Source organism: Rhizobium sp. 3T7, assembly GCF_020166565.1.
Taxonomy (GTDB): Bacteria; Pseudomonadota; Alphaproteobacteria; order Rhizobiales; family Rhizobiaceae; genus Rhizobium.
This window is the reverse complement of sequence record NZ_JAIQXS010000024.1, coordinates 23,761-48,911: the sequence shown is the minus strand read 5'-3', so window position 1 is coordinate 48,911 and position 25,151 is coordinate 23,761. Positions and strand designations below refer to the sequence as shown.

Below are 25,151 nucleotides of genomic sequence, written 5' to 3'. Positions count from 1 at the left end.
AGGCGGCTGCGCTCAGCGCCGCACAGGTATGATGCCCATCAAAGGGGCGGGAGGTTGGTTTGGAGATGAGTGTGCACGAGGAGACCAGGGAAATCAGGCGTCGCCCCTGGCGGGATATCGATCTCAGGGCGGTTGCGCCCTTTGCAGCGCTGATACTGCTGTTGATCGTCGGCGCGCTGGTCAATCCGAACTTCATTGGCATCACCAACCTTTTGAACGTCGCGACGCGCTGCGCCTTCATCGCCATCATTGCCGTCGGCGCCACCTTCGTGATCTCCGCGGGCGATCTTGATCTTTCTGTCGGCTCGATGGTGGCCTTCGTCGCCAGCCTGATGATCCTGTTGATGAATTCCGGCGTGATTGCCGATCCGACGTTGATGCTGGCCGCTGCGGTCTTGTTCACGCTGGTTGCTGGCGCGCTCTGCGGGCTTGCAAATGGTCTGATCACCACGGTCGGCAGGATCGAGCCGTTCATCGCCACGCTCGGCACCATGGGTATCTATCGCGGCCTGACGACGTGGCTCAGCCAAGGCGGGGCGATCACGCTGCGTTCGCCCGACATCCAGACGCTCTATCGTCCGGCCTATTTTGGCAGCGTTCTCGGCGTGCCGGTGCCGATTGTCGTGATCCTGGCTGTGACTGCAGTGGCAGCCTTCATCCTCTACCGCACACGCTACGGCCGGCATGTCGTCGCCGTCGGTTCCAACAGCGATGTGGCGCGCTACTCCGGCATTGCGGTCAATCGCGTGCGCACGATCGCCTTCGTCATCCAGGGGCTCTGCGTTGCCATCGCCGTGCTGCTTTATGTGCCGCGCCTTGGATCGACCTCGGCAACGACCGGTATCCTGTGGGAGCTGCAGGCAATCACCGCCGTCGTCGTCGGCGGTACGGCGCTGAAGGGTGGTGCCGGCCGTGTCTGGGGCACGATCTGCGGCGCCTTCATTCTCGAGCTCGTCGGCAACATCATGCTGCTGTCGAACTTTATCAGCGAATATCTCATCGGTGCGATCCAGGGTGCGATCATCATTATCGCCATGCTGGTGCAGCGTTCGCTGGTCCGCAAATCGTAGGCGGACTGGCTCCAGGAATTGGCCGGGATCACAGGGCGTCCGGTTGACGGGTAGGAAAAGTCCCTGACGTTTATTGGGAGGAAATAGAATGCGCAAACTCATGTTGGGTCTTGCGGTTGCGGCCGTCACGCTGGCGGGTACTGCATACGCACAGGACAAGAAGTTCACCATCGGCGTCTCCATTCCGGCCGCCGACCATGGTTGGACCTCGGGCGTCGTGTTCCACGCCGAACGCATCGCCAAGAAGCTGATGGAACAGCATCCGGGCCTGAATGTCATCGTCAAGACCTCGCCGGATGCCGCCAGCCAGGCCAACGCCGTGCAGGATCTTGACACGCAGGGCATCGATGCACTCGTTATCCTGCCGTCGGATCCGGATCCGCTCGTCAACGCCATCAAGGAAGTCAAGGGCAAGGGCAAGTATGTTGCTCTTGTCGACCGTGCGCCATCGACCAACGATGACACCGTCCGCGACCTTTACGTTGCTGGCAACAACCCGGCGCTCGGCGAAGTCGCCGGCAAGTACATCGCTGCGCAGACGCCGGACGCCGAAGTCGTCGTCATTCGCGGTCTGCCGATCCCGATCGATCAGCAGCGCCAGGACGGCTTCGACAAGGGCATTGCCGGCTCCAAGGTCAAGGTTCTTGACCGTCAGTATGGCAATTGGAACCGCGACGATGCCTTCAAGGTCATGCAGGACTACTTGACGAAGTACCCGAAGATCGACGTGGTCTGGTGCCAGGATGACGACATGGCTGTCGGCGTGCTGCAGGCGATTGAGCAGGCCAAGCGCACCGACATCAAGTATGTCGTTGCCGGCGCCGGCTCCAAGGACATGGTCAAGAAGGTCATGGACGGTGACAAGATGATCCCGGTTGACGTTCTCTATCCGCCGGCAATGGTCGGTACGGCAATGGAACTGACGGCTGCCGGCCTCTATGGCCAGGTTCCGGTTCGCGGCACCTTCGTCCTCGACGCGACGCTGGTGACGAAGGATAACGCCAAGGATTTCTACTTCCCGGACTCTCCGTTCTGATCTGAAAATCCAGTGCGGCGCCCGTTCGACGGGACGGGCGCCTTTCCTTGATCGTGCCGCTTGCTAGTCAGGCAGGCCGGCGCTGGCGAGATCGGCGATGAAACGGTCGATGAAGGCTTCGGTCATCACAGGATTGTCACCGAAATAGAATTCCCGCCGGGCGTCGGCACAGCTCATTCCCGGCCGGAAACGATGAAGCCTGGAAATTGCTTCTCGGGCCTCGTCGATTTCGCCTTGCCTTCCGAGGGTCGCAACCAGAACGATCGCCGGCCAGAAGGTGGCATTCGGCGAGCGGAGCGATGCGCGGGCTGCTTTGGCCGCTTCCGCCAAGTCGCCCAATTGATAGTTCGCGATCGCGAGAATGTTATGGAAGGTCCAAAGATGCGGATCGCGAGGACTAAGCCGGAACGCTTCCTTGATCTCGGCGATGCCTTCCGCGGGGCGCTCGACGTAGCACAGGACCTGGCCAAGCGCGAAGTGAGCCTGCGCAAAACTGTGATCCAGCTGCAAGGCGTTGCGCAGATGCGCTATTCCCGCCTCCGTTGCCCCATCAAGCGCAAGCGCTCTGCCCAAGGCGAGGTGCGCGGCGGGTTCCTTCTGATCCAGTCCGATCGCTCGTTCGGCAAGGTCGATCGCCTCGCAGATGCGCTCGGCTCGTTCGTCGAGAGGGCCATACCAGCCGAGCTGAATGTGAACGTAGGCCAAGCGGGCCTGCGCCTGCGCGAAGGTCGGATCAATGCCGATTGCCTGCTCGAAAAGCGCCTTGGCGGTCTTCAGTTCGTCAAGCGTGAACCGGTACAGATGCCAGAGTCCCTTGAGGTAGATTTCCCAGGCATCCATGTCGAACACCGTGCGGCCACGAAGGGCGGCGAACTCGATGGAGCCCAACTCCGGTTCGATCGTTCCGGTGATCTCAGAAGCGAGCTGGTCCTGAACCTCGAAGATGTCGGCCAACGTTCGGTCGTAGCGTTCCGCCCAAAGCAGCGTGCCATCCGTGCCGTTCAGCAATTGCGCGGTGACGCGAACGCGATCGGCCGCGCGGCGCACGCTGCCTTCGAGCACGTATTTGACGCCAAGGTCCTCCGCCACCTGCTGCGCATTGGCCTGCCGGCCCTTGTAGCTGAAGGAGGAGTTGCGGGCGGCGACCAGCAACCAGCGACAGCGGGCCAGCGTGGCGATCAGCTCGTCCGTGAAGCCGTCCGAGAAATGTTCCTGTTCCTCGATGCTCGACATGTTGCTGAAGGGCAGCACCGCAATCGAAGGCCGATTGCGCAAGGGCCTCGTCGCCTGATCCTTCGGCGCGGCCGGCGATGGAAGCTGTTCGCCTTCCGCCGTCCACCGCCAGACACGGATCGGCCGGTCGATGTTCTTGAGCTTGCGGTTGCCGAAATCGATTGCTTGGAAGTCAAGCTTCGACCGGATCTGGTCGTTGACCTGCTGCGAGACACAGATTCCGCCCGGCGGCGCCAGCGCCTGCAGGCTTGCGGCGACGTTTACGCCATCGCCGAAGATCTCCTCGTCCTCGACCAGTACGTCATCAACGTGGATGCCAATTCGCCACAACATGCGTCGATCCGGCTCGATGGCCTCATTGCGCCGAAGCAATGCTCGTTGAATTTCCATGGCGCAGCCCACCGCATCGACCACGCTCGCAAATTCCGCCAGCGTGCCGTCGCCGACAAATTTGACGACGCGTCCATGATGCCTGCTGATGCTGGGGACGATGACTTCGCTGTTGTGCGCTTTCAGCGTTGCGAAAGTGCCGGTTTCGTCAAAGCCCATCAGCCGGGAGAAGCCGACAACATCCGCATCCAAGATTGCTGCCAGACGCCGCGTCATGCGCCAACCTCCTGGTCCAAAGACAGTAGCACGGCACGGCGTGATGTCTACCGCCGTAAGGCCCGATGGGTGCTCGGATCGAAAGCAGATGATATAGGCGTGACGTGGTGGACGGAGGAAATGCGGTACGTACATCTTGCGGCTCGAGACAGGCCGTGGTTAAGTCGGCCGCCTTCGATTTTCGCCCGGCCGGGCAAATTTGCAGTCTCGCCGAAATCGGCTTGCAGACTTCAAATCGCGTGCTAGAACTCTACCAGAAACGTTTACGGTCATCTTTTAGGGAGGAATTGACATGAAAACGATCAAGGGTCCGGGCCTATTCCTTGGACAGTTCGCGGGCGATGCCGCGCCTTTCAACTCGTGGGATTCGATCACCAAATGGGCGGCCGACATCGGCTACAAGGGCGTGCAGGTTCCGACCTGGGCCGGCCAGCTGATCGACCTCAAGAAGGCGGCTTCCTCGAAGGATTATTGCGACGAATTCGCCGGCGTGGCACGGCAGAACGGCGTCGAAGTCACCGAGCTTTCCACCCATCTTCAGGGCCAGCTTGTCGCGGTGCATCCGGCCTACGACGAAGCGTTCGACGGCTTTGCGGCACCTGAGGTGCGCGGCAATCCGAAGGCGCGCCAGGAATGGGCCGTCGAACAGGTCAAGATGGCGCTGACGGCCTCGAAGCACCTCGGCATCAAGGCGCATGCGACCTTCTCGGGCGCGCTCGCCTGGCCGTTCATCTATCCGTGGCCGCAGCGCCCGGCCGGTCTCGTCGAAACCGCCTTCGATGAACTTGCCCGCCGCTGGAAGCCGATCCTCGACCATGCCGACGAAAACGGCGTCGACGTCTGCTACGAAATCCATCCCGGCGAAGACCTGCACGACGGCATCACCTACGAGATGTTCCTGGAGCGCGTCGGCAACCATCCGCGCGCCAACATGCTCTACGATCCGTCGCACTATATCCTGCAGTGCCTCGACTATCTCGAGAACATCGACATCTACAAGGACCGGATCAAGATGTTCCACGTCAAGGATGCCGAGTTCAACCCGACCGGCCGCCAGGGTGTCTATGGCGGATACCAGGGCTGGGTCGAGCGTGCCGGCCGCTTCCGCTCGCTCGGCGACGGTCAGGTCGATTTCGGCGCGGTCTTCTCGAAGATGACGGCCAACAACTTCGACGGCTGGGCCGTGGTCGAGTGGGAATGCGCGCTGAAGCATCCGGAAGACGGCGCACGCGAAGGCGCCGAGTTCGTCAAGGCGCATATCATCCGCGTTACGGAAAAGGCATTCGACGACTTCGCCGCCGGCGGCACGGACCAGGCGGCCAACCGCCGCATGCTCGGTCTTTGAGGTCGCGGCCCTTCCCTACAGGAAGGGCTGATTGGAACGCAGCGGGAAGGGGTTCTCCCTTCCCCAGCCACCGAGGGAAGGGCTGTTTGTGCCCTACGCATTTTTGGAGGAACCAATGGCAATCGAAGCATCTACAGAACAGGCGCGAGAACCGCGCATCCGTCTCGGCATGGTCGGCGGCGGTGCCGGCGCGTTCATCGGCGCCGTCCATCGCATTGCTGCCCGCATCGACGACCAGTACGACCTGATCGCCGGCGCGCTGTCGTCGACGCCCGAGAAGGCGATCGCATCGGGCCGCGACCTCGGCCTCGATCCGTCGCGCACCTATTCCAGCTACCGCGAAATGGCGATCCGCGAAGCGAAGCTGAAAAACGGCATCGAGGCCGTTTCGATCGTCACTCCGAACCATGTGCACTACGACGCCGCCAAGGAATTCCTGCGTCGCGGCATCCATGTGATCTGCGACAAGCCGCTGACCTCGAACCTTACCGACGCCAAGAAGCTGAAGAAGGTGGCCGACGAAAGCGGCGCTCTCTTCATCCTGACGCACAACTACACCGGTTATCCGATGGTCCGCCAGGCACGCGAAATGATCGCCAATGGCGAGCTGGGCGATATCCGCATCGTGCAGGCGGAATATCCGCAGGACTGGCTGACGGAAGCCGTCGAGCAGACGGGTGCCAAGCAGGCTGTCTGGCGTACCGACCCTGCACAGTCGGGTGCCGGCGGTTCGACCGGCGATATCGGCACGCATGCCTATAACCTTGCCTCCTTCGTCTCGGGCCTCGAACTCGACAGCCTTGCCGCCGATCTCGACAGCTTCGTCGAAGGCCGTCGTCTTGACGACAACGCCCACGTGATGCTGCGCTTCAAGGCGAAGGGCAAGGAAAAGCCCGCCAAGGGCATGCTCTGGTGCAGCCAAGTGGCGCCGGGCCACGAGAACGGCCTGAAGGTCCGCGTCTACGGGACCAAGGGCGGTCTCGAATGGGTTCAGGCCGATCCGAACTACCTCTGGTTCACGCCGTTCGGCGAGCCGAAGCGCCTGATCACGCGTAACGGCGCCGGTTCCGGCCCAGCCGCCGCCCGCGTTTCGCGCATCCCGTCCGGTCATCCGGAAGGCTACCTCGAAGCCTTCGCAACGATCTATACCGAGGCGGCACATGCCATCAACGCCCACAAGAAGGGCAAGGCGGTGGACAAGGCGGTTGTCTACCCTACCGTAGATGACGGTGTGAAGGGCGTTGCCTTCGTCGAAGCCTGCGTTGCTTCCTCGAAGAAGAACGGTGCCTGGGTCAAGGTCTGACCTTCACTCCACCAGACTGACTGATACAACTACTGGGCGCGCTTCCTAGAATGTTAGGAAGTGCGCTCATTGTCGTTTAACAGTGCTGTGGCAGAAATGAGTGCAACCAGATGGAGAGACGTTCGATGAAAGCTTCTTCCAGAGTTCTGACATGCGCCTTTGCGCTCGCTGCGTTTCCGGCGTTGTCGCAGGAAGTTCCCAATCGTCTACCGAATTTCAATGGCGGCCAACGTGTTCCCGGCACGGTGAACGTGCAGACTACAGTGTCCCTGTCGGTGCCTGTCGAGGCCGGGAAGGAAACCGGTGAACAGATCAAGGCCGCCCAGAAAGGGTTCTACCTGATGGCGGGAGGGCAGTGCGATCTCATCCTGCAGACGCTGGCCGAGAGCTGCCAGATCACTAACCTCACGAGCAGCGCGGATCTCAATCGTGGTTCGCGAAATGACATTATCGTGCGTGGCACCGTCTCGATGGCCGTGAAGCTCAAGGACAGCGCGCAGAAGCCCTAGCCGTCTATCGGCATCGTGGCTCGAAGCGGCAAATCTGCCGCCTCGAGCCAGGCATTTGTCAGGCCGCGGCCTGCTTGCGCTTGGCCAGCGCATCAACGCTGAAGGGGCCGCCGCCGGCTGCAACCAGATAGAGAAAGACGAAGCAGAACAGGATTGCGGAGACGCCGCCGTTCTGTGCCGGGTAGAAGCTCTTCGAGGCATGTCCGATGAAATAGGCGAAGGCCATCAGCCCCGAGAGGACGAAGGCGGCGGCGCGTGTCTTGAAGCCGATCAACACGAGGAAGCCGAGCGTCAGTTCAAGCAGGCCCGCGATCCAGGACAGGGAGCCAACATCGGGCACTCGCTCGGCGGCGGGGAAATGCAGGATCTTCTGTGTGCCGTAGCTGAAGAGCACGAGCGAAGACACAATGCGCAGCAAGCTCAGAAGATGCGGCTGCGCCAGGTGGATCGGGGAGAGCATCGGGTTCCTTTCGTGATGGAGCTCCTTGCTCTAGCCTGCCTTACCAGCATCGCAAATTCACGACTTCTGACGTTGGCGTTATCAGCGGTTTCAATAGGATAGCAATGTTGCAGGACCTATACAGGTCCGTGCGGACGTTCCCGATGCCGCCTGTCTTCATCCGAATCCGATCGAATCGTCGCTGATTGCTGGCTGGCGCAGCTCCGATGATCTCGGTTCGCTCGTCCGCCGCCTTGATTTCGGCGTGATGCCCGCCTAGATTGCGGCCATCGCCAATACCAACAGGATGTGTGCAGCAATGGATTTCACCCCGATCGCAACGCCAGTTCGCCTTGCCATTCGGGAGCCCTTTATCCATGCCTGCATCCATTACCCTGTCCAATCTTTCGTGGTCCACGCCTGACGGGCGGACCCTTCTTTCCAATCTCGATCTGAGCTTCGGCGCCGAGCGAACCGGTCTCGTCGGTCGCAACGGCTTTGGCAAGACGACGCTGCTCAAGCTTGTGGCGGGCGAATTGCAGCCGCAATCCGGCAGCATTGCCTTCGGCGGACGGCTCGGCATCTTGCGCCAGTCGGTCCAGGTGGAGGAGGGGGCAACGGTCGCCGACCTCTTTGGCGCCAGCAATGCTTTGGCCATCTTGCGTCGAGCCGAGGCCGGTGAGGCCACTGCCGACGAGATTGTCGTGGCGGATTGGACCATCGAAGCGCGCATCGCTGCAGCACTCGAGCGTGTCGGGCTCGATGCCCAGCCGGAGACCCTGCTCGCCTCGCTTTCCGGCGGGCAGCGGACGCGCGCCGCTCTCGCAGCGCTCGTCTTCTGCAACCCTGATTTCCTTATCCTCGACGAGCCGACGAACAATCTCGACCGGGATGGGCGCGAGGCGGTCATCGCACTGCTTGCCGGCTGGAGAGCTGGCGCCATCGTCGTCAGCCACGATCGCGAGCTGCTTGAAACCATGGACGCGATCGTCGAGATCACGACGCTGGGCGCGCGGCGATACGGTGGAAACTGGAGCGCCTTTCGGGAGCGCAAGGCCTTAGAGCTGGCCGCCGCCGAACACGATCTCGCGGATGCGGAGCGGCGCGTTGCCGATGTGGTCCGCAGCGCCCAGGTCACAGCGGAGCGGCGGGCCCGCAGCGATCGCAACGGCCGCAAGAAGGCGGCAAGGGGCGACATGCCCCGTATCGTCGCCGGTGGTCTCAAGCGGGCGGCGGAAAACACCAGCGGCAACAAGGTTCGCCTTGGCGAACGACGCCGTGAGGAGGCGATGGAAGGGGCGTCCGCTGCGCGGCAGCGGATCGAGATCCTTCAGCCTTTCTCGGCGCAGCTTGCGCCAACGGGGCTGCCGCCGGGCAGGGATGTTCTGCGGCTGGATGGTGTCACCGCCGGCTATGGGCCGGGCGAGCCGATCATCCGAAACCTTTCCTTCGCCATGACCGGCCCCGATCGCGTCGCGATCGCCGGTCCGAACGGCTCTGGCAAGACGACGCTGCTGGCGCTGATCACGGGCACGCTACAGCCATGGTCAGGCACGGTCGCCGTCATGACCGGTTTTTCGCTGTTCGATCAGAGTGTCAACCTGCTCGATCGATCACTGTCGATCCGCGAGAACTTCCGCAATCTCAATCCCGATGCCAACGAGAATGCCTGTCGCGCAGCGCTGGCGCGTTTCATGTTTCGGGCGGATGCCGCCTTGCAGCACGTTTCGACGCTCTCTGGCGGGCAGTTGCTGCGCGCTGGCCTTGCCTGTGTGCTTGGCGGTGCAAAGCCGCCGCCGCTCCTGATCCTCGACGAGCCGACGAACCATCTCGACATCGATTCCATCGCCGCCGTGGAGGCGGGTCTGCGAGCCTATGACGGTGCGCTGCTTGTCGTCAGTCACGACGAGGTGTTTTTGGAGAATATCGGCATATCGAGACGGCTTCAGCTTCCGTTAGGCGAAGAGGTTCTCCTCTAAGCAACCGAGTACGGGCGGAGGGCAGGATCAAATATGGAGGCCCGCCATTTTGCGCCAGGCACCTGCCCGGTGAGCGCGGCCACCCCAGACATGGAGCTGGTGGCCGACCTGCTTTTCCGCAAGCAGACGGCTGAGGTGATAGTTGTTGTCCAGGAAAGGGTCGGCGTCACCGATGGTCAGAACAATCTCGACCTCGCGCAGCTTCGCCAGCTGCCGGCCGCCATGGAGCCCCGGCAGGAAGTGCGTTGGCGTGTGGAAATAGATCGCATCATCGTAATAGCCGTCAAACAGATCGCCGAAGGATTCGACCCTTATCGTCAGGTCGTAGCGGCCGGAAAAGGCGACGAGCTTGCGAAACAGGTGCGGATGCCGAAAGACGAGGCTCGCGGCCTGGAAGGCGCCGAGGCTGCAGCCATGCACGATGGTGCATTCATGTCCGTTCTTCGACGCCATGAGCGGCAGGACTTCATTCAGGATATACTCTTCGAAGGCCGTGTGGCGACGGATGCGTTCGGCCGGATGCCGGTCGAAGCCGTAGAAGGTCTCAGCGGCCAGCCCCTCGATGCAATAGAGTTGCAGTTGGCCGGCTTGCAGCTTGTCGGCGAGGCTTTCAACAACGCCGAGCCTTTCGTACTCCCAGAAACGTCCCTCGCGAGTCGGAAACATCAGCACCTTGGCGCCGGCATGGCCAAACACCAGTAGCTCCATCTCGCGATGCAGGCGCGGACTATGCCAGCGCAAATATTCCCGGTTCATAACACCTTGAAAAAATCTCGGACTTTCTCACGCAGAATCGCGCTCTGCTCGGTGCTTCCAGGATAATCGAAGTGTCCAGCATCCAATATGAAGGTTTCAGTATATTTTGATGTCGGCAGGGCGTTGGCCACCGCGAACTGGCAGGGCGGTGCGACGGCGGGGTCGAAGAGTGCGACGGCTGCCAGCATCGGCGCCTTGATCCGGCTTGCGGCGCTGGCTGCGTCGAACATGCGCAGCGTCTTAAGCACGCTTCCATGAGTCTTTTGATAGGTCTGCACGGAATCGGCGCTGCCGACGGTCGGCAGGGTCAGCCATTGCTCCCGGTCACCGAAGGTTGGGACGACGAGGTGGCCGCGGCTGATGCGCGGATCGAATGGGATCGCTAGTGCACCAATGCCGCCGCCGAAGCTGATGCCGCTGTAACCGATGTGACCGGCAAGCCACGGATAGAGTGTCAGGAGCGTTGAAACGGCAAGCCAGAGATCATCGACACAGCCACCGATGATGTAGGTGTCCGGACGGTCTATGCCCTGCAGGACGTGGCCAGACGCATCAGGCGGGATCGGCGGGCGGGCGCTAAGCGACAGGCCGCGGGAGCAGGGGAAGAGAATGGCCGCCTCCTCCACCGGCAGGTCGAATTCTGGCGCGTCGCGACCGCCGTAGCCGTGGCCCACCACCAGCCCGCGGCGCACCGGCCGGTCGCGCGGCAAAAGCAGCCAGCCGCCGATATCGAAGGCACCGCTCGAGGTGTAGACGATGTCGACAACCTGCCAGTCGGGATGCGTCAGCTTGCTTTTCCTAAGCACCGGCTGCGGATCGGTGGCGATCGCCCTTTCGTATCGGGCCTGCCAGAACCCGTCGAAGCCCGGCGGCGCCTCCGGCGGGACAATCGCCCGAAGGTCGGCAAGCGTCATGCCGTAAGTGGGGTCGAAGGCGAAAGGGTGGGTCGCGGGAATGCTCATGGGAGGGTTGTTTCGTGAAAAGACGTGTAATGCAAGGCAGTCGCATCGACAGCACGCGGAACGGCGGCAAGGGCGCGACTGAAACGTTGCAGCGCTGTCATTTCCACCCTGTACAACGCCCGCTCGCTTGGCTAAACCGCCCTCGAAACCAAAAGAATGGGATTTCCATGATCGATCCGAAGACCCTTGCTGCCCGCTTCCCGGGCGATTTCACCTTTGGCGTCGCCACGGCAGCGTTCCAGATTGAAGGCGCTTCCAAGGCAGACGGCCGCAAACCCTCGATCTGGGATGCCTTCTGCAACATGCCGGGCCGCGTCTTCAACCGCGACAATGGCGATGTCGCCTGCGATCACTACAATCGGCTCGATCAGGATCTCGATCTCATCAAGTCCATGGGCGTCGAAGCCTATCGCTTCTCGATCGCCTGGCCACGCATCATCCCTGACGGCACCGGTCCGGTGAACGAGGCGGGGCTCGATTTCTACGATCGTCTCGTCGATGGCTGCAAGGCGCGCGGCATCAAGACCTTCGCAACGCTCTACCATTGGGATCTGCCGCTGCTTCTTGCCGGCGACGGCGGCTGGACGGCGCGCTCGACGGCCTACGCGTTCCAGCGCTACGCCAAGACCGTGATGGCCCGCCTTGGCGACCGCCTCGACAGCGTCGCGACCTTCAACGAGCCGTGGTGCATCGTCTGGCTCAGCCACCTCTACGGCATTCATGCGCCGGGCGAGCGCAACATGCAAGCCGCGCTCCACGCCATGCACCACATGAACCTCGCGCATGGCCTCGGCGTCGAGGCGACCCGGGCCGAGGCGCCGAACGTGCCGGTCGGGCTCGTGCTCAATGCGATGTCCGTCATGCCGGGCTCTGACAGCGCAGCCGACAAGGCGGCGGGCGAACGCGCGCACGAGTTCCACAACGGCGCCTTCTTCGATCCGGTCTTCAAGGGCGAGTACCCGAAGGAATTCCTGGAAGCGCTCGGCGACCGCATGCCGGTCGTGGAGGAGGGCGACCTCAAGATCATCAATCAGAAGCTCGATTGGTGGGGCCTCAACTACTACACGCCGCTGCGTGTTGCCGACGATCCTGCGAAGAACGGCGACTTCCCCTGGACGGTCGAGGCGCCGCGCGCCAGCGACGTGAAGACCGATATCGGCTGGGAAGTCTACGCGCCCGGCCTGAAGAACGTCGTCGAGGATCTCTATCGCCGCTACGAGCTGCCGGAGTGCTACATCACTGAGAACGGCGCCTGCTACAACATGGGCGTCGTCAACGGTGAGGTCGATGACCAGCCGCGCCTCGACTACTACAGCGCGCACCTCGATGTCGTCGCCGACCTGATCAAGGACGGCTATCCGATGCGCGGCTACTTCGCCTGGAGCCTGATGGACAATTTCGAGTGGGCCGAGGGCTATCGCATGCGCTTCGGTCTCGTGCATGTCGACTATGACACCCAAGTCCGCACCGTGAAGAAGAGTGGCAAGTGGTACAGCGAACTTGCCGCACAGTTCCCGAAGGGCAACCACAAGAGCAGCTGACGAGCGCATGGTGCGAATCGGCGCCGTGGCTTAAACCGGGCGCATGAAAAAGCCGCTCTTCCTCTATGCGCTCTGCGGCAGCCAGCGAAAGGCTTCGACCAATCACCGGCTGCTCGAAGCGCTGCGCGACAATGCGCCGGCAGGCGTTTCGATTGAGATCAGCGAGCTCATCGGCGAGCTGCCGATCTTCAACCCTGATCGCGAGGGCGAGAACACGCCTGCGGTTGTTGAAGAATTCGCGGTCAAGGTCCGTGCGTGCGATGGCATCGTCATCGCCTGCCCGGAATATGCCCATGGCCTGCCGGGCGGACTGAAGAACGCGCTGGATTGGCTGGTCTCCCGCGACGAGGTGCCGTTCAAGCCCGCGATGATTGTGCATGCCTCCCATCGCGGCGATTTCGCGCTGGACCAACTGACCGAGGTCCTGAAGACAATGTCGTTTCGGCTTGTCGACGAGGCCTTTCTACGGATCTCGTTGCTCGGCAAATTAAAAGACGTACAGGCCGCCGTCCTCGCCGAGAGCGTCCAAAGTGGTCTTCTTGTATCAGCGCTTGTAAAATTCTGCGCTGCAATCAATCGCGCCGGGATCTAGCTTTTTTTCTCAAGCTTTTGAAACTGTTTAGAAAATATGCGCGTGTCTACATTATTAGAATGCTTTTGCCAAATCGTGGACGATTAATCGTTATATCGCCCTTTAACCGTTTTTTGAGCCATTCGCTGGCAGACTTCCTTGATCGGGGAGCAGTGAATGCGGGCAATTTTCAAGGGCAGCAGAAAAATTTCGGGCATCGGTCGTCATGCGACCGTTGCCGGCGTGCTTTTTTCTTTTGCCATTGTCGTCGCGATTGTCACGGTCATGGTGCTCAGCGCGCTCGAACGCGTTGCGGAGCGATCGAATGTGCTGGACGACGAGCGATCGCGGGAAACAATATCCGGCGCACTGAAGACCTTCGAGATGCAGTTGGGCGCGACGCTCAACGACTACGCGGCCTGGGACGATGCCGCAGTGAACGTCTATACGGCCGATGGTATGGCCTGGACGATCAGCAACTACGGCGAAATGTCGGTCAACAGCTCCCTCTTCGACATGGCGATCGTCATCGATGATGAGAAGAAACCGATCATGGCGTATCGGGAAGGCAAGCCGATGGACGGCTCGCTGGACGAGTTCTTCTCCCCATCGCTCTGGATGCTTTTCAACAAGGCAAAGGCTGCGGGGCCACAGGACAATCCGGAAGCGACGGGCTTCATTGGCACCAAGGCCGGTATCGCGGCAGTCGGTGTGGCGCTCGTTCGCGAGAAATCCGGTGCGCTTGACGTGCCGGCCGGAAAACATCGCTACCTCATATTCGCGCGGCACCTTAGTGCCGACAAGGTCGCCGAGCTTGGTGCGACTTATGTTATCGGTGGGTTGAAATTGGTCGCTCCGGACTTCGAAGCCCCCTACTCGGTGACAATCTCGGACGCGCAACCGGTTGCCCTTGGAAGGCTTATCTGGATGTCGCGGGCTCCTGGCGATATCGGCTATGGCGAAGTTCGTCCAATGGTCGTCGAGGCGCTCGGGCTTGTCGGCCTGTTCTTCGTCGTTCTGCTCATCATCGGCTGGCTCGCGCTGCGGCGCCTCAAGGCGGAAGAAATCAATGCCCGCGAGGAAGCCAATCGTGATCGGTTGAGCGGCCTGCTGAACCGCGACGGGCTTGGAACGGCAATCGACGCCTTCGTTGCCGAGGCGGCACAGACACGTCGCAACGTGCTTATCCTCTATCTCGATCTCGATGGCTTCAAGGAAGTCAACGACGCTTATGGCCATGGCACCGGCGACCAGCTGATCCGCGCGGTCGCCGCTGGCCTTAACGTGCTCATTCCGGAGAACGCCGTTCTCGCCCGTATCGGCGGCGATGAGTTTGCCATTGCCTTTGTTTCCGAGAGCGAACAGGCGGTTGCCCTGCAGCTTTCCGAGCAGATACTGGATTTCCTGGCGGAGCCGCTGGAGATCGGTCGACGCGTCGTTGTCATTGGCGCGAGCATCGGTATCGCCATGTCGGAAGGTGGCACGATCGACCGTGAAGAGCTGGTGCGCCGCGCCGACCTTGCCATGTATAAGGCCAAGGAAGCTGGCCGTGCACGCATGACACTTTACGACCCCGCCATGGACGCCGATCGCGGAGAGCGCAATGCGCTGGAACTCGATTTGCGGATGGCGATCGAGGGCGGCGACTTGCAGATCGCCTATCAGCCGCTGATCGATGCGGCGACCCATGAAATGACCGGCGTCGAGGCATTGGTGCGGTGGAATCGACCGGGTCACGGACCGGTCTCGCCTGAGGTCTTCATTCCTGTCGCGGAAACCAGCGGGCTTATCGAGGCGCTAGGGCTTTTCGTGCTGCGCAAGGCCTGCGAAACCGCCAAGCAGTGGCCTGAACTGCGTATCTCGGTCAACGTTTCTCCCGGGCAATTCCGCAACCCCGCCTTTGCCGACTATGTCCGCTACGTCTTGAAGCAGACAGAGATCGAGGCCAAGCGGGTGACGCTCGAAGTCACCGAGGGCTATATGATCCAGAACCCGCAGCGCACACGCCAAGCGATCGAACGGCTAAAGGCGCTGGGTGTCAAAATTGCGCTTGATGACTTCGGTTCGGGCTTCTCGTCCATCGGTTATCTGCGCCAGTTCGGATTTGACCGCATCAAGATCGACCGCTCGCTGGTCATGGATATCCTGGAAAGCGACAGCCAGCGCGAAATGCTGCAGGCGACAGTGGCGCTGGCCCGCTCGCTCGATATACCGGTCACGGCCGAGGGTATTGAGACCGAGGAGCAGGGCATTGCCGTGCGGCTCTTCGGCTGCGACACGTTGCAAGGCTACTTCTTTGGCCGGCCGATGCCGGCCGATCAGATCACCGAGCGGCTGATGCAGGCGCGCGCGGCGAAGGTCACCACGCGCCGCACCAATGCCGCCTGATCAGGTTCCGATGTGCTTCTGACCGCGCTTCTTAGCAAGCGCGATCTGATGCTGTCTCTGGCGGTAGCGCAGGCGGTCGTCCTCACTGCGCGTGCTGTAGCAGTTGCTGCAGGAGACGCCTTCCTCGTAGTAGGGTGAGGTCGTCTCTTCGGCAGTGATCGGATTGCGGCAGGCGTGGCAAAGCTTGTGCTCGCCCTCCTTCAGCCCGTGCTCGACCGACACGCGCTCGTCGAAGACGAAGCAGGCGCCGTCCCAGAGGCTTTCTTCCTGCGGGATTTCCTCGAGATATTTCAGGATGCCGCCCTTGAGGTGGTAGACCTCGTCGAAGCCCTGTTCCTTCATGAAGGCGGTGGCCTTCTCGCAGCGGATGCCGCCGGTGCAATACATGGCAATCCTCGGCTTGTTGTGGAGGCCTGTATTGTTGCGCACCCAGTCCGGAAACTCGCGGAAGGTCTTCGTCTGCGGATCAAGCGCGCCGCGGAAAATGCCGATCGCCGTCTCGTAATCGTTGCGCGTGTCGATGACGATGGTATCCGGATCGGAGATCAGCGCATTCCAGTCCTGCGGTGCCACGTAGGTACCGACTACCTTGTTGGGGTCGATGTTCTCGACGCCCATGGTGACGATCTCTTTCTTGAGCTTCACCTTCATGCGCAGGAAGGGCATCTTCGATGCGCGGCTTTCCTTGTGCTCGAGAGCGGCAAATTCCGGCTGCGCACGCAGATAGGCGAGCACTGTCTTGATACCCGCGTCCGGTGCGGCGATCGTGCCGTTGATCCCTTCATGCGCCAGAAGCAGCGTACCCTTCACGCCGTTTTCTTCGCAAAGCGCCTGCAGCGGCTCGCGCAAGCTTTCAAAGCGCGGCACGGAAACGAAATGATAAAGTGCCGCGACGAGGAACGGGCTCGCCGCTGCCGTCGAGTGGGTCAGCGTGTCTGTCATGCGGCTGCAAATACAGCTTTCGGGCCGTCTGCGCAATTGGGGCGTTTCAGCTCACCTGAGCTCGCCAGAGCAATTCGATCCGGTCCGCTTCCTCCTGCGGATCATCGGCGAAGACGTCCTCTGCCCGTTCCAGTGCCGCATGTCGGTCCTCCTGCTGGCGGAAGATGATCGCATCGAGCAGGTGCGCGAGATCGTCGGCATTGGGAAAATGCTGCGGCTCGGCCTCCACCAATGCGCAGAGCACGTCGAGGTCATGGATATGACCGAGCAGATCGATCAGGCTGCTCGTCACCTCGTATTTCGCCTTCATCGCTGCCGGCCAAAGCGGCCGAAGCAGCCGTTGGTATGCCCGGTAATCCTGTGCTCGCTTGCGCAATGTGTGAAAGGCTTCCGCTGAGGCCTCGGCTTGGCAATGCTCGATGGCTTTCCTCGCCTTCAGCGTTGTCTTGCGCCAGCCCTTGGCGACAAGCTGTGCATTCCGACGCGGGCCGCCGTTGAAGTGGACCTCTTCCAGCGCTGCAATGGCGTCCCTCAACACCTCCGGCGCTTTAGTGAGCTTCCTGTCGATATCCGCCTCGGCGTCAGCCATGTGGTCGCGCCGGCTTTCCAGTGCTGCGACAATGCGGCCAAGTGCTTTCGCCTCTCCTGTGCTGCGGGCGTTTTTCTTCAGGTAGGCGGCGGTCTCGATCAGCGCTGTCGCATCTCGGATCGCCGAAAGAGACATTGCCACATCACGAAGCCGAGCGTTCTCGTGTTCGCGAAACTCCGAGACTTCGCTGGCCACCAGGCGATAAAGGGAGCGCACACGCTTCAGGTTTTTACGAAAAGCGTGGATCGCCTCGTGCTTGCCCTCTGGTCTTTCTTCAAGCGTGCGGATCGCATGAGAAAGCTGGCCGCCAGCGGCCTTCCTGAACTCCGCGGTAAACCTGTGGTCAGGCCGTATGCGAAAGGGCATGCCGATCGTGCTCGTATTCAGTGGCAAGCGCCTGGTTTGAATAGCGGAAATCTCCTGTCACCTCGCGGCCAATCCATGAAGGCAGCGCGGGGTTGTCGCTCTCCGAGCGCATCTCCACTTCGGCGATCACCAAGCCACGGTGCTGTCCGGCAAACACGTCGACCTCCCAGACGAAACCGCCGTGGGGGACGCGATAGCGGGTTTTCTCGATGATGACGCCGATCGCGTCGTCAAGCAGTTGTTCGGCGTCGGCGACGGGGATGTCGTATTCGAACTCCTCGCGGGTCATCGTGCTGCGGCCGATCTTGACCGTCAGCCGCGCCTTCGCGTTGTCGAGCACGCGCACCCGCACGGACCGATCATCCATCGAGGCGATATAGCCTTGTTTTAAAATGGATTTCGTCTCCGCTCCAGAGCGCCAGGCATCGCTGTGCACCAGAAACTTCCGCTCGATTTCTTTCGCCATTCCCGGTGAACCTTGTGTGACGGTTTTATTACGCTAGCCTAATTTTATCACCATGGGTACCCATTCTATTCCAAAGACGGGTTTCGGCTCGACAAAGCTTACCCTTGGGGTTATTTCGGGTCCCGAATTCAATCGGTTCAAAAGGATCACGCGGCCATGGGCGAGAAGACAGAAAAGCTCCTTTCCATCCTGAAACTCCAGCCTGTTGTCCCGGTCCTGATCGTCGACGACGTCAAGTCCGCCGTTTTGCTGGCGCGCGCCCTTGTCGCAGGCGGTCTGAAGGCAATCGAGATCACCATGCGCACGTCGGCCGCACTCGATGCCGTCCGCGCCGTTGCCGACGAGGTCGAAGGCGCCGAGGTCGGAGCCGGCACCATCCTCAATACCGCTCATTGGGACGCCGCGGTCGCTGCTGGCTCGAAGTTCATCGTCAGCCCCGGCGCGACGCAGGAACTGCTCGATGCCGCACGCGCTTCGTCCGTTCCCCTGCTGCCGGGTGCTGCGACCGCCAGCGAAGTCATGGCGCTGCGCGAAGAAGGCTATCAGGTGCTGAAGTTCTTCCCGGCAGAGCAGGCCGGTGGCGCCGCCTATCTCAAGGCGCTGTCCTCGCCGCTCGCCGGCACGGTTTTCTGCCCGACGGGCGGCATCTCGCTGAAGAACGCGATGGACTACCTGTCGCTGCCGAACGTCATCTGCGTCGGCGGCTCCTGGGTTGCGCCGAAGGAACTGATCGCCGCTGGCGATTGGGCCGGCATCACCAAGCTCGCGTCGGAAGCGGCAGCGTTGAAGGGCTGATTTCGGAAAGACTGCGTTCAATGCAGGCGGATGCTCCGCCTGCATTTGGTATTTTCGCTGCCGATACCTATCTCCCCTCTGGCCTCTAGACAGGGAGATGATGAGGAATGTTCGACGCGAAGAAGCTTCTTGAGCAGTTCTTGGGTTCGCAGGTGCCGGGTGTCGGCGGTTCCGTCCGGGACCGGGCGGGTGACGCGGTCCAGATGGCCAAGGACAATCCGTGGAAGGCAGGCGCGCTGGCAACCGTGCTTCTCGGGACCAAGACCGGCCGCAGCGTTGCCGGCAATGCGCTTGCGATCGGCGGTCTCGCGGCGATCGCGGGTCTCGGCTACCAGGCCTACAAGAATTATCAGGCAGGGCAGGCCCCGGCGACGCCATCCGATGCGCCGCCGCCAAAGACGGCTGTGCTGCCGCCACCTGCCGACTCTGGATTCGGCGCGGCCTCGCCTGCGCAAAGCAACGAATTCGTGCTCGTTCTCATCCGCGCCATGATCGCGGCGGCAAAGGCCGACGGCCATATCGACGACGGCGAACGCGCCCTCATTCTAGACAAGATCAAGGCCGCGGATGTCAGTGGCGAAGCCGCCTTCTTCATCGAACGGGAGCTGTCGCAGCCGACGGATATCGATGCGCTGGTCGCAGCCGCCGTCACCGAGGAGCAACGGGTGGAGCTCTACACCGCCTCGCGGCTGACCATCGAGCCGGATTCGCGCGCCGAGCGCGGCTACCTCGATCTGCTGGCCGGTCGCCTCGGTCTTCCGGATGCGCTGGTCGACCACATCGAGGCGACGGTTTCCTCTGCCAAGGTCGGTTTGTAAGCGTATCAAACGGCCAGTTGCCTTTCCCGGGCGGCTGGCCTAAGCCATGTCTCCTTATCTGGAGGAGCGCATGCGCGATCTATCGAATTTCAAGGGCTGCCCGGAACCCCGGCCGGTGACCCTCAAGGGCCGTTTTGTCACCGTCGAACCCTATGTCCGCGAGCAGCATCTGCAAGCGCTGTGGGATGGTCTCGGCGGCATGGGCATCAACCCGCTGCTGCGTTATTTCGCGCAGCCCGATTTCACCGGGATGGATGATTTCGCCAACTGGCTTCATTCGGTCTACTCCAAATCGGGTTGGCTGACGCACATCTTCCGTGACAACAGCTCCGGCAAGATCGTCGGCATGGCGAACTACATGCGGGCCGATCCGGCCAATGGCGTGATCGAGGTCGGCGGCGTCGCGCACGGTCCCGACATGAAGCGCTCGCCGCTCTCCACGGAAGTTCACTATCTCATGGCCAAGCATATCTTCGAGGAGCTCGGCTACCGGCGCTATGAGTGGAAATGCGACAATCTGAACGAGGCGAGCAAAACGACGGCAGCCCGCTACGGCTTCACCTTCGAAGGCGTCTTCCGACAGCATATGATCTCCAAGGGCCGCAACCGCGATACGGCGTGGTTCTCGATGATCGATTCCGAATGGCCTGTCCTTAACGCCGCGTTCGAGGCCTGGCTGTCGCCTGACAATTTCGATCCGGACGGCAAGCAGAAGTGCCGGCTGGAAGATATCCGCGCCGAGATCAGCAAGGAATCAGCCGCATGACGGCGCCGAAATCGGAAGGCCGTTCGCAGGCGATTGCGGCCGCCATCATCCTCGTGGCGGCTGGCCTGGTCCTCTATTTCATGCCGACCATCGTGCTCGCACTCGGCAGCTACTCACCGTATCTGGCGGCTGGCGTCGGCGCCTGCCTGATCCTTGCCTTCTTCGTCGTCTTCTGGCTGAGAGCACGCTATCAGCGCCGGCGCGGCAAGTAACGCTTCCCCTAACCCTGCAGCGAGGCGCCCAGCAACAGCGCGCCCATGGCAATCACGAGCAAGGCGCCGAGAATCTCGATCGCATTGCCGATCCAGATCGAAGCGGCAGAGCCTTGGCCGGCAAGCCGCATCGCGGTGCCCTTGGCGGTGACGGCGAGCGTCGCCAGGATCGTGACTGTTATGGCGGTGCCAGACGACATGGCAATCACCGACAGCACGCCGCCGAGATAGAGGCCGTTCAGCAGCGAGAAAGTCATTACCAGCAGCGCGCCGGAGCATGGGCGCAGGCCGACCGCGATGATGGCCGACCAGGCTTCCCGGATATTGAACTTTTCCGCGCCAAGCAGGGAGGGGTCGGGCATGTGTGATTGGCCACAGGTCTCGCAGGCCATGCCTGCAATGAATTTGTGTCCGGCCTTGAGCGCGTCTGCCTCGCCGAAGGCGTAGCTCGAGCCCTGCTTTTGTTCCTCATTCTCCTTCCAGTCCAGTATCATGCTGACGGGACCGGAGGAGGTTGCCATAACCTCTCGGCGTGGCATGCCGCCGATGATCCCGCGCAGTTTGCGAAACAGCAGCCAGCACCCGAAGAGGATGACCATGATGAAGCTGGCGATCTCCATCGCCTGCGTCGCTGCCGTCAGGGTAATGCCGGTGCCGCGCAGCACCAACCACGCTCCGCCGACCAACACGATTGCGACCACTCCCTGGAGGAAGGCGGACACGAAGGAGATCGATACGCCGCGCCTCAGCTCGATTTCGTTGGCGATCATGTAGGAAGAGATGACGGCCTTGCCGTGTCCGGGCCCGGCGGCATGGAAGACACCATAGGCGAAGGAGAGGCCGATAAGTGTCCATAGATGCCACGAATCCTCGCGCATGGCGCGCAGCGCGCCCGTCAGCGCGCGATAGAAGGCCTGCTGCTGCGTGTTCACATAGAGTAGAATCGGCGCCAGCGGGCCGCCGGTCGGCTGGAAGCTCGGCTCCGACGTGCCGATGCCGAGCGGCGACTGCGCATGTGCAACGGCCATGCCCACGATGAGCGCGAGTGCTATTCCCAGGGCAAGCGGCCGAAGGCGGTGCCTCAGCATGTCACGTCCAGTCGCGTCGCAAAGAGCTTCGACATGTTCGTCCCCGTCGGATCGTTGAAGAAGGCGTCGGTTAGGGATTGCTTGTTCTCGGCGATCACCTGGTCCGCATCCGGGCGAACGACCTGGTGCTTGCAGCTCTTGAAGCTGTCTCCAACCAGGACCAGCTCGTTGTCGCTCGGAAAGTCGATCGACGTATAGAGCGTCGGGTCGTAGACGCCGAAGGTCAGGCGGCCCTTGAGCGGCATTTTTTCCGCCGGCTTGACTGCGAAGAACATCAGAAGCTGGCCCTGCTTGTAATCCACATGGATCAGATCGGGCTTCTCGACCTTGATGTTCTTCCCGTTCATCGTGAGGTTCATGTAGTAGTCGTAGTCGACCAGCGAATCCCGCACGGTCTTGCCGACCTCGGCCAGTTCGTTCGGATCGAGCTTTAGGTCGGTGTTCTTGTCGAAATCCATCACGACGGATGACGAGAAGACCTCGTCGAAGCGCCAGACGTTGCGCAGTTCGGCAACGTTGCCGTCATCATCGGCGACGACCTCCAGCCGTGCCTCGACGAACACGTGCGGGTGTGCAAAGGCGGCGGCTGGCAGAAGCGACAGGAGCGACGCCATCAGGAATGTCGATTTCTTCATGCGTGCTCTTGCTGGGGATCCCGTTGTTCACCGTGATTCCTCGCCAGAAAATGGGACGGAATTGGGACCAGCGCGGAGCGCCCGACCGATCAGGGGTGCTTCCTGAACCAATTGTGAAGATAATCGACGAAGATCCGCACCTTGGCCGGCAGATAGCGCCGGTGCGGATAGACGGCATAGATGCCGCGATCGGTCGGAATGTAATCGTTGAACAGCGTCACCAGCTCTCCGTCTTCGATCGGCTTGCGGGCGATGAAATCAGGGATCAGCGCAACGCCAATGCCGGCAAGCGCCGCGCGCAGCGTCGCATGCGGGCTGTTGACTTCCATGGGGCCGGCGACGGCAACCGCGAAGGAGCTGTTGTCCGGATTGTAGAAACGGATGCTGCCCTGACTGCGCGAGTTGGTGTCGATGATGAAGGGGACGTTCGAGAGATCCGAGGGGTGGGCGAGATCGGGATGACGCTCCACGAAGTCTGGCGTTGCACAAAGATGGACGCGGAAATCCGAAATCTTGCGGGCGATCATACCGGAGTCCTCGAGCTTGGTCACGCGGATCGCGACGTCGAAGCCTTCCTCGATCAGATCGACGAACCTGTCGTCGGCCGCGATATCGAGGGCCAGATCGGGGTTTTCCTTGGCGAAATCGATCAGCGATTGCCCGACATCGGCATCGACAAAGGTGCGCGGTACCGAGATCTTCAACCGGCCTTTCAATTGCGCATTATTCTCGCGCACGAGATCGGCGAGGTTGTCGATCTCCTTGAGGATATCGGAAGCAGTGCGGTAGTAGGTGTGGCCGGCCTCGGTCATGGAGAACTGGCGGGTGGTGCGGTTCAAAAGCAGGGCACCGAGTTCGTCCTCCAATTCACGCACGTATTTGGACAGCAGCGCCTTGGAACGGCCGGTGCGCCGGGCCGCGGCCGAAAAGCCTTCTGCTTCAACGACATCGATGAAGGCGCGGATGCGGGTGAGGGTGTCCATGGCTGATGTCTCCGAGCGCGTCGAACCGGCAGTCAAATCAATTGCTTGCTTGCCGTTTCATCACGTTGAACAAATTGCAGTGTATTGTTCAAATATTTTCTGCCGGGAGATGCGAAAAAACCGCTTGATTATGACGGTGAATATTCCTATCTCGTGGTCAGCCCAAAGTCGCACGTGCCCATGGGTGTCCGCCGAACCCTCGAATTGGTGAGGAAATCGGTAAGGTACCTGGAATTAACCCCTCCAGTCGCTATTCCGGCCAACCGGAAAATGCGAGGACGCCTGAAGCAACGACGGTGCGGGCCTTTTTGTTCTCTCCCTGCTTTCCATCAGCGGGGGTTACTGAAGAGGCACACCTTCATTGCCGGAAGTGCGGTTGGGATTCTCCCTCCAATCCATGGCAGACAAAGTCGGATCCATGTCGCTTATGCGGCGTTGATTCATCATTTGCGCGATCCAAGCGCTTGCTAAGGTTCCGGGGTCTCCACCGGCTGGTTCCTATGCGAGTGATTGGTTGCCCTTTGTCCTCCGGGTTTCCCGGAGCTCTGGAATTGGAAGAGGGATTGATATGACCACCCAGCGCATCCGCGACTTTCTCGCAACCCGACGTCCCGATGGTCCCTGCCTCGTGGTCGACCTCGACGTCGTACGCGACAACTTCTCTGCTTTCCGCCATGCGATGCCGGACAGCGCGATCTACTATGCCGTCAAGGCAAACCCGGCTCCTGAGGTCCTGAAGCTGCTCGCCGACATGGGTTCCAACTTCGATTGCGCGTCTGTCGCTGAAATCGAAATGGCGCTCAACGCCGGTGCGACCGCTGCCCGTATTTCTTACGGCAACACGATCAAGAAGGAACGCGACGTTGCCCGCGCGCATGCGCTCGGCATTAGCCTCTTTGCGGTCGACAGCCACGAGGAAGTCGAGAAGATCTCGCGTGCCGCTCCCGGCGCCCGCGTGTTCTGCCGCGTTCTGACGGATGGCGAAGGCGCTGAATGGCCGCTGTCGCGCAAGTTCGGCTGCGTGCCGCAGATGGCCGTCGACGTTCTTGTCTACGCGCACCAGCTCGGCCTCGAGTCCTACGGCGTATCGTTCCATGTTGGCTCGCAGATGACCAAGGTCGACGCCTGGGATGCGGCGCTTTCCGATGCCAAGCGCGTCTTCGTTCAGCTGGCCAAGCAGGGTATCCACCTGCAGATGGTCAACATGGGCGGCGGCTTCCCGACCAAGTATCTGCGCGACGTTCCGTCGGCGGAAGCTTACGGTCGTGCGATCTACCAGAGCCTGCGTGATCACTTCGGCAACCAGATTCCGAAGACGATCATCGAGCCGGGTCGCGGCATGGTCGGCAACGCTGGTGTCATCAAGACGGAAGTCGTGCTGATCTCGAAGAAGTCGGACAACGACGCTGCCCGCTGGGTATTCCTCGACATCGGCAAGTTCGGCGGTCTCGCCGAAACGATGGACGAAGCCATTCGTTACCCGATCCGCACCGAGCGCGACGGCGACGAAATGGAGCCTTGCGTGATTGCCGGCCCGACCTGCGATTCGGCCGATGTGCTGTATGAAAAGAATCTCTATCCGCTGCCGATCTCCCTTTCGATCGGCGACGAGATCCTGATCGAGGGCACCGGCGCCTACACGACCACCTACTCGGCGGTCGCGTTCAACGGCTTCGAGCCGCTGAAAGCCTACGTCATCTAATAGAGCTCGCCCCGTAGCCAGCCGGGGCGGCACCCTCACAATTCATATCAA

The 25,151-nt window shown here is 61.3% G+C and carries 24 protein-coding genes; 14 read left to right on the top strand and 10 right to left on the bottom strand.

The features are described from left to right. Positions 1-65 precede the first annotated feature (65 nt). Positions 66-1,070, top strand: a complete 1,005-nt coding sequence (locus K9B32_RS24810; RefSeq protein WP_224567086.1) for an ABC transporter permease — start codon at positions 66-68, stop codon at positions 1,068-1,070. A gap of 88 nt (positions 1,071-1,158) precedes the next feature. Next, entirely contained in the window at positions 1,159-2,106 is a 948-nt protein-coding gene (locus K9B32_RS24805) for a substrate-binding domain-containing protein (RefSeq protein WP_132589098.1), read from the top strand. A 63-nt stretch (positions 2,107-2,169) separates the two neighbouring features. On the opposite strand, the gene K9B32_RS24800 is transcribed toward K9B32_RS24805, so the two are convergent. Beyond that, a complete protein-coding gene (locus tag K9B32_RS24800; RefSeq protein ID WP_224567084.1) occupies positions 2,170-3,945 on the bottom strand; it encodes a tetratricopeptide repeat protein in 1,776 nt (591 codons plus the stop codon). A gap of 292 nt (positions 3,946-4,237) precedes the next feature. Between K9B32_RS24800 and K9B32_RS24795 the strand changes: the two genes are divergently transcribed. The 3 genes from K9B32_RS24795 to K9B32_RS24785 all read left to right on the top strand — a co-directional run bounded on the left by K9B32_RS24795 (position 4,238) and on the right by K9B32_RS24785 (position 7,102). Further along, the gene (locus tag K9B32_RS24795; protein WP_224567082.1) at positions 4,238-5,290 is read left to right on the top strand and encodes a sugar phosphate isomerase/epimerase family protein; all 1,053 of its coding nucleotides are present in this window, start codon (positions 4,238-4,240) and stop codon (positions 5,288-5,290) included. A gap of 115 nt (positions 5,291-5,405) precedes the next feature. Then, positions 5,406-6,593 carry a Gfo/Idh/MocA family protein gene (locus K9B32_RS24790; protein ID WP_224567080.1) on the top strand — a complete coding sequence of 396 codons (1,188 nt, stop codon included), beginning with the start codon at positions 5,406-5,408 and terminating at the stop codon, positions 6,591-6,593. Between the two features lie 125 nt (positions 6,594-6,718). Then, a complete protein-coding gene (locus tag K9B32_RS24785; RefSeq protein ID WP_224567079.1) occupies positions 6,719-7,102 on the top strand; it encodes a hypothetical protein in 384 nt (127 codons plus the stop codon). A gap of 58 nt (positions 7,103-7,160) precedes the next feature. Here the strand turns inward: K9B32_RS24785 and K9B32_RS24780 are convergent, their stop codons facing one another. Beyond that, positions 7,161-7,562, bottom strand: a complete 402-nt coding sequence (locus K9B32_RS24780) for a DoxX family protein (protein WP_224567077.1) — start codon at positions 7,560-7,562, stop codon at positions 7,161-7,163. A gap of 356 nt (positions 7,563-7,918) precedes the next feature. Between K9B32_RS24780 and K9B32_RS24775 the strand changes: the two genes are divergently transcribed. Next, positions 7,919-9,520: an ABC-F family ATP-binding cassette domain-containing protein gene (locus K9B32_RS24775; protein ID WP_224567075.1), complete on the top strand. Its 1,602-nt coding sequence runs from the start codon at positions 7,919-7,921 to the stop codon at positions 9,518-9,520. Between the two features lie 27 nt (positions 9,521-9,547). Here the strand turns inward: K9B32_RS24775 and K9B32_RS24770 are convergent, their stop codons facing one another. Continuing rightward, positions 9,548-10,276 carry an esterase family protein gene (locus K9B32_RS24770; RefSeq protein ID WP_224567073.1) on the bottom strand — a complete coding sequence of 243 codons (729 nt, stop codon included), beginning with the start codon at positions 10,274-10,276 and terminating at the stop codon, positions 9,548-9,550. After that, positions 10,273-11,238 carry an acetylxylan esterase gene (locus K9B32_RS24765; protein ID WP_224567071.1) on the bottom strand — a complete coding sequence of 322 codons (966 nt, stop codon included), beginning with the start codon at positions 11,236-11,238 and terminating at the stop codon, positions 10,273-10,275. Before K9B32_RS24765 ends, K9B32_RS24770 begins: the two co-directional genes overlap by 4 nt. 167 nt (positions 11,239-11,405) lie before the next feature. Between K9B32_RS24765 and K9B32_RS24760 the strand changes: the two genes are divergently transcribed. From K9B32_RS24760 to K9B32_RS24750, 3 genes are all read left to right on the top strand, one after another. After that, positions 11,406-12,779 (top strand): GH1 family beta-glucosidase, encoded by a 1,374-nt coding sequence (locus tag K9B32_RS24760; RefSeq protein WP_224567061.1) that lies wholly within the window; start codon positions 11,406-11,408, stop codon positions 12,777-12,779. Positions 12,780-12,822: 43 nt separating this feature from the next. Next, positions 12,823-13,371 (top strand): NADPH-dependent FMN reductase, encoded by a 549-nt coding sequence (locus K9B32_RS24755; protein WP_224567059.1) that lies wholly within the window; start codon positions 12,823-12,825, stop codon positions 13,369-13,371. Positions 13,372-13,527: 156 nt separating this feature from the next. Continuing rightward, positions 13,528-15,738, top strand: a complete 2,211-nt coding sequence (locus K9B32_RS24750; protein ID WP_224567057.1) for an EAL domain-containing protein — start codon at positions 13,528-13,530, stop codon at positions 15,736-15,738. Here the strand turns inward: K9B32_RS24750 and K9B32_RS24745 are convergent, their stop codons facing one another. Genes K9B32_RS24745 through K9B32_RS24735 form a run of 3 tightly spaced genes read right to left on the bottom strand, consistent with a single transcriptional unit; the run spans position 15,739 to position 18,101 of the window. Then, positions 15,739-16,680, bottom strand: coding sequence for a rhodanese-related sulfurtransferase (locus K9B32_RS24745; protein ID WP_224567055.1), 942 nt, complete (start codon positions 16,678-16,680; stop codon positions 15,739-15,741). A 46-nt stretch (positions 16,681-16,726) separates the two neighbouring features. After that, on the bottom strand, positions 16,727-17,635 hold the full coding sequence (locus K9B32_RS24740; protein ID WP_224567053.1) for a CHAD domain-containing protein: 909 nt from the start codon (positions 17,633-17,635) through the stop codon (positions 16,727-16,729). Beyond that, a complete protein-coding gene (locus K9B32_RS24735) occupies positions 17,613-18,101 on the bottom strand; it encodes a CYTH domain-containing protein (RefSeq protein ID WP_224567052.1) in 489 nt (162 codons plus the stop codon). Before K9B32_RS24735 ends, K9B32_RS24740 begins: the two co-directional genes overlap by 23 nt. Positions 18,102-18,257: 156 nt before the next feature. On the opposite strand from K9B32_RS24735, the gene K9B32_RS24730 reads away from it, so the two are divergent. The 4 genes from K9B32_RS24730 to K9B32_RS24715 all read left to right on the top strand — a co-directional run bounded on the left by K9B32_RS24730 (position 18,258) and on the right by K9B32_RS24715 (position 20,692). Next, on the top strand, positions 18,258-18,896 hold the full coding sequence (locus K9B32_RS24730; protein WP_224567050.1) for a 2-dehydro-3-deoxy-phosphogluconate aldolase: 639 nt from the start codon (positions 18,258-18,260) through the stop codon (positions 18,894-18,896). Between the two features lie 107 nt (positions 18,897-19,003). Next, a complete protein-coding gene (locus tag K9B32_RS24725) occupies positions 19,004-19,714 on the top strand; it encodes a tellurite resistance TerB family protein (RefSeq protein WP_224567048.1) in 711 nt (236 codons plus the stop codon). Between the two features lie 70 nt (positions 19,715-19,784). Further along, positions 19,785-20,480 (top strand): GNAT family N-acetyltransferase, encoded by a 696-nt coding sequence (locus K9B32_RS24720; protein WP_224567046.1) that lies wholly within the window; start codon positions 19,785-19,787, stop codon positions 20,478-20,480. Continuing rightward, positions 20,477-20,692, top strand: a complete 216-nt coding sequence (locus K9B32_RS24715; protein WP_007802896.1) for a hypothetical protein — start codon at positions 20,477-20,479, stop codon at positions 20,690-20,692. Before K9B32_RS24720 ends, K9B32_RS24715 begins: the two co-directional genes overlap by 4 nt. Positions 20,693-20,700: 8 nt before the next feature. Here the strand turns inward: K9B32_RS24715 and K9B32_RS24710 are convergent, their stop codons facing one another. The 3 genes from K9B32_RS24710 to K9B32_RS24700 form a co-directional block, all read right to left on the bottom strand. Further along, positions 20,701-21,720, bottom strand: a complete 1,020-nt coding sequence (locus tag K9B32_RS24710) for a nickel/cobalt transporter (RefSeq protein WP_224567166.1) — start codon at positions 21,718-21,720, stop codon at positions 20,701-20,703. 53 nt (positions 21,721-21,773) lie between these two features. After that, complete coding sequence (locus tag K9B32_RS24705) at positions 21,774-22,415, bottom strand: DUF1007 family protein (RefSeq protein WP_224567044.1); 642 nt, start codon at positions 22,413-22,415, stop codon at positions 21,774-21,776. Positions 22,416-22,504: 89 nt separating this feature from the next. Beyond that, complete coding sequence (locus tag K9B32_RS24700) at positions 22,505-23,398, bottom strand: LysR family transcriptional regulator (RefSeq protein ID WP_224567042.1); 894 nt, start codon at positions 23,396-23,398, stop codon at positions 22,505-22,507. A gap of 568 nt (positions 23,399-23,966) precedes the next feature. On the opposite strand from K9B32_RS24700, the gene odc2 reads away from it, so the two are divergent. Next, positions 23,967-25,100, top strand: coding sequence for an ornithine/lysine decarboxylase (gene odc2 / locus K9B32_RS24695; protein ID WP_007802889.1), 1,134 nt, complete (start codon positions 23,967-23,969; stop codon positions 25,098-25,100). Positions 25,101-25,151: the final 51 nt, after the last annotated feature.

Excerpts from the sequence above, each read along its gene's own strand:
- K9B32_RS24810 (WP_224567086.1), top strand. The coding sequence starts at position 66 with ATGAGTGTGCACGAGGAGACCAGGGAAATCAGGCGTCGCCCCTGGCGG.
- K9B32_RS24805 (WP_132589098.1), top strand. The coding sequence starts at position 1,159 with ATGCGCAAACTCATGTTGGGTCTTGCGGTTGCGGCCGTCACGCTGGCG.
- K9B32_RS24800 (WP_224567084.1), bottom strand. The coding sequence starts at position 3,945 with ATGACGCGGCGTCTGGCAGCAATCTTGGATGCGGATGTTGTCGGCTTC.
- K9B32_RS24795 (WP_224567082.1), top strand. The coding sequence starts at position 4,238 with ATGAAAACGATCAAGGGTCCGGGCCTATTCCTTGGACAGTTCGCGGGC.
- K9B32_RS24790 (WP_224567080.1), top strand. The coding sequence starts at position 5,406 with ATGGCAATCGAAGCATCTACAGAACAGGCGCGAGAACCGCGCATCCGT.
- K9B32_RS24785 (WP_224567079.1), top strand. The coding sequence starts at position 6,719 with ATGAAAGCTTCTTCCAGAGTTCTGACATGCGCCTTTGCGCTCGCTGCG.
- K9B32_RS24780 (WP_224567077.1), bottom strand. The coding sequence starts at position 7,562 with ATGCTCTCCCCGATCCACCTGGCGCAGCCGCATCTTCTGAGCTTGCTG.
- K9B32_RS24775 (WP_224567075.1), top strand. The coding sequence starts at position 7,919 with ATGCCTGCATCCATTACCCTGTCCAATCTTTCGTGGTCCACGCCTGAC.
- K9B32_RS24770 (WP_224567073.1), bottom strand. The coding sequence starts at position 10,276 with ATGAACCGGGAATATTTGCGCTGGCATAGTCCGCGCCTGCATCGCGAG.
- K9B32_RS24765 (WP_224567071.1), bottom strand. The coding sequence starts at position 11,238 with ATGAGCATTCCCGCGACCCACCCTTTCGCCTTCGACCCCACTTACGGC.
- K9B32_RS24760 (WP_224567061.1), top strand. The coding sequence starts at position 11,406 with ATGATCGATCCGAAGACCCTTGCTGCCCGCTTCCCGGGCGATTTCACC.
- K9B32_RS24755 (WP_224567059.1), top strand. The coding sequence starts at position 12,823 with ATGAAAAAGCCGCTCTTCCTCTATGCGCTCTGCGGCAGCCAGCGAAAG.
- K9B32_RS24750 (WP_224567057.1), top strand. The coding sequence starts at position 13,528 with ATGCGGGCAATTTTCAAGGGCAGCAGAAAAATTTCGGGCATCGGTCGT.
- K9B32_RS24745 (WP_224567055.1), bottom strand. The coding sequence starts at position 16,680 with ATGACAGACACGCTGACCCACTCGACGGCAGCGGCGAGCCCGTTCCTC.
- K9B32_RS24740 (WP_224567053.1), bottom strand. The coding sequence starts at position 17,635 with ATGCCCTTTCGCATACGGCCTGACCACAGGTTTACCGCGGAGTTCAGG.
- K9B32_RS24735 (WP_224567052.1), bottom strand. The coding sequence starts at position 18,101 with ATGGCGAAAGAAATCGAGCGGAAGTTTCTGGTGCACAGCGATGCCTGG.
- K9B32_RS24730 (WP_224567050.1), top strand. The coding sequence starts at position 18,258 with ATGGGCGAGAAGACAGAAAAGCTCCTTTCCATCCTGAAACTCCAGCCT.
- K9B32_RS24725 (WP_224567048.1), top strand. The coding sequence starts at position 19,004 with ATGTTCGACGCGAAGAAGCTTCTTGAGCAGTTCTTGGGTTCGCAGGTG.
- K9B32_RS24720 (WP_224567046.1), top strand. The coding sequence starts at position 19,785 with ATGCGCGATCTATCGAATTTCAAGGGCTGCCCGGAACCCCGGCCGGTG.
- K9B32_RS24715 (WP_007802896.1), top strand. The coding sequence starts at position 20,477 with ATGACGGCGCCGAAATCGGAAGGCCGTTCGCAGGCGATTGCGGCCGCC.
- K9B32_RS24710 (WP_224567166.1), bottom strand. The coding sequence starts at position 21,720 with ATGGCCGTTGCACATGCGCAGTCGCCGCTCGGCATCGGCACGTCGGAG.
- K9B32_RS24705 (WP_224567044.1), bottom strand. The coding sequence starts at position 22,415 with ATGAAGAAATCGACATTCCTGATGGCGTCGCTCCTGTCGCTTCTGCCA.
- K9B32_RS24700 (WP_224567042.1), bottom strand. The coding sequence starts at position 23,398 with ATGGACACCCTCACCCGCATCCGCGCCTTCATCGATGTCGTTGAAGCA.
- odc2 (WP_007802889.1), top strand. The coding sequence starts at position 23,967 with ATGACCACCCAGCGCATCCGCGACTTTCTCGCAACCCGACGTCCCGAT.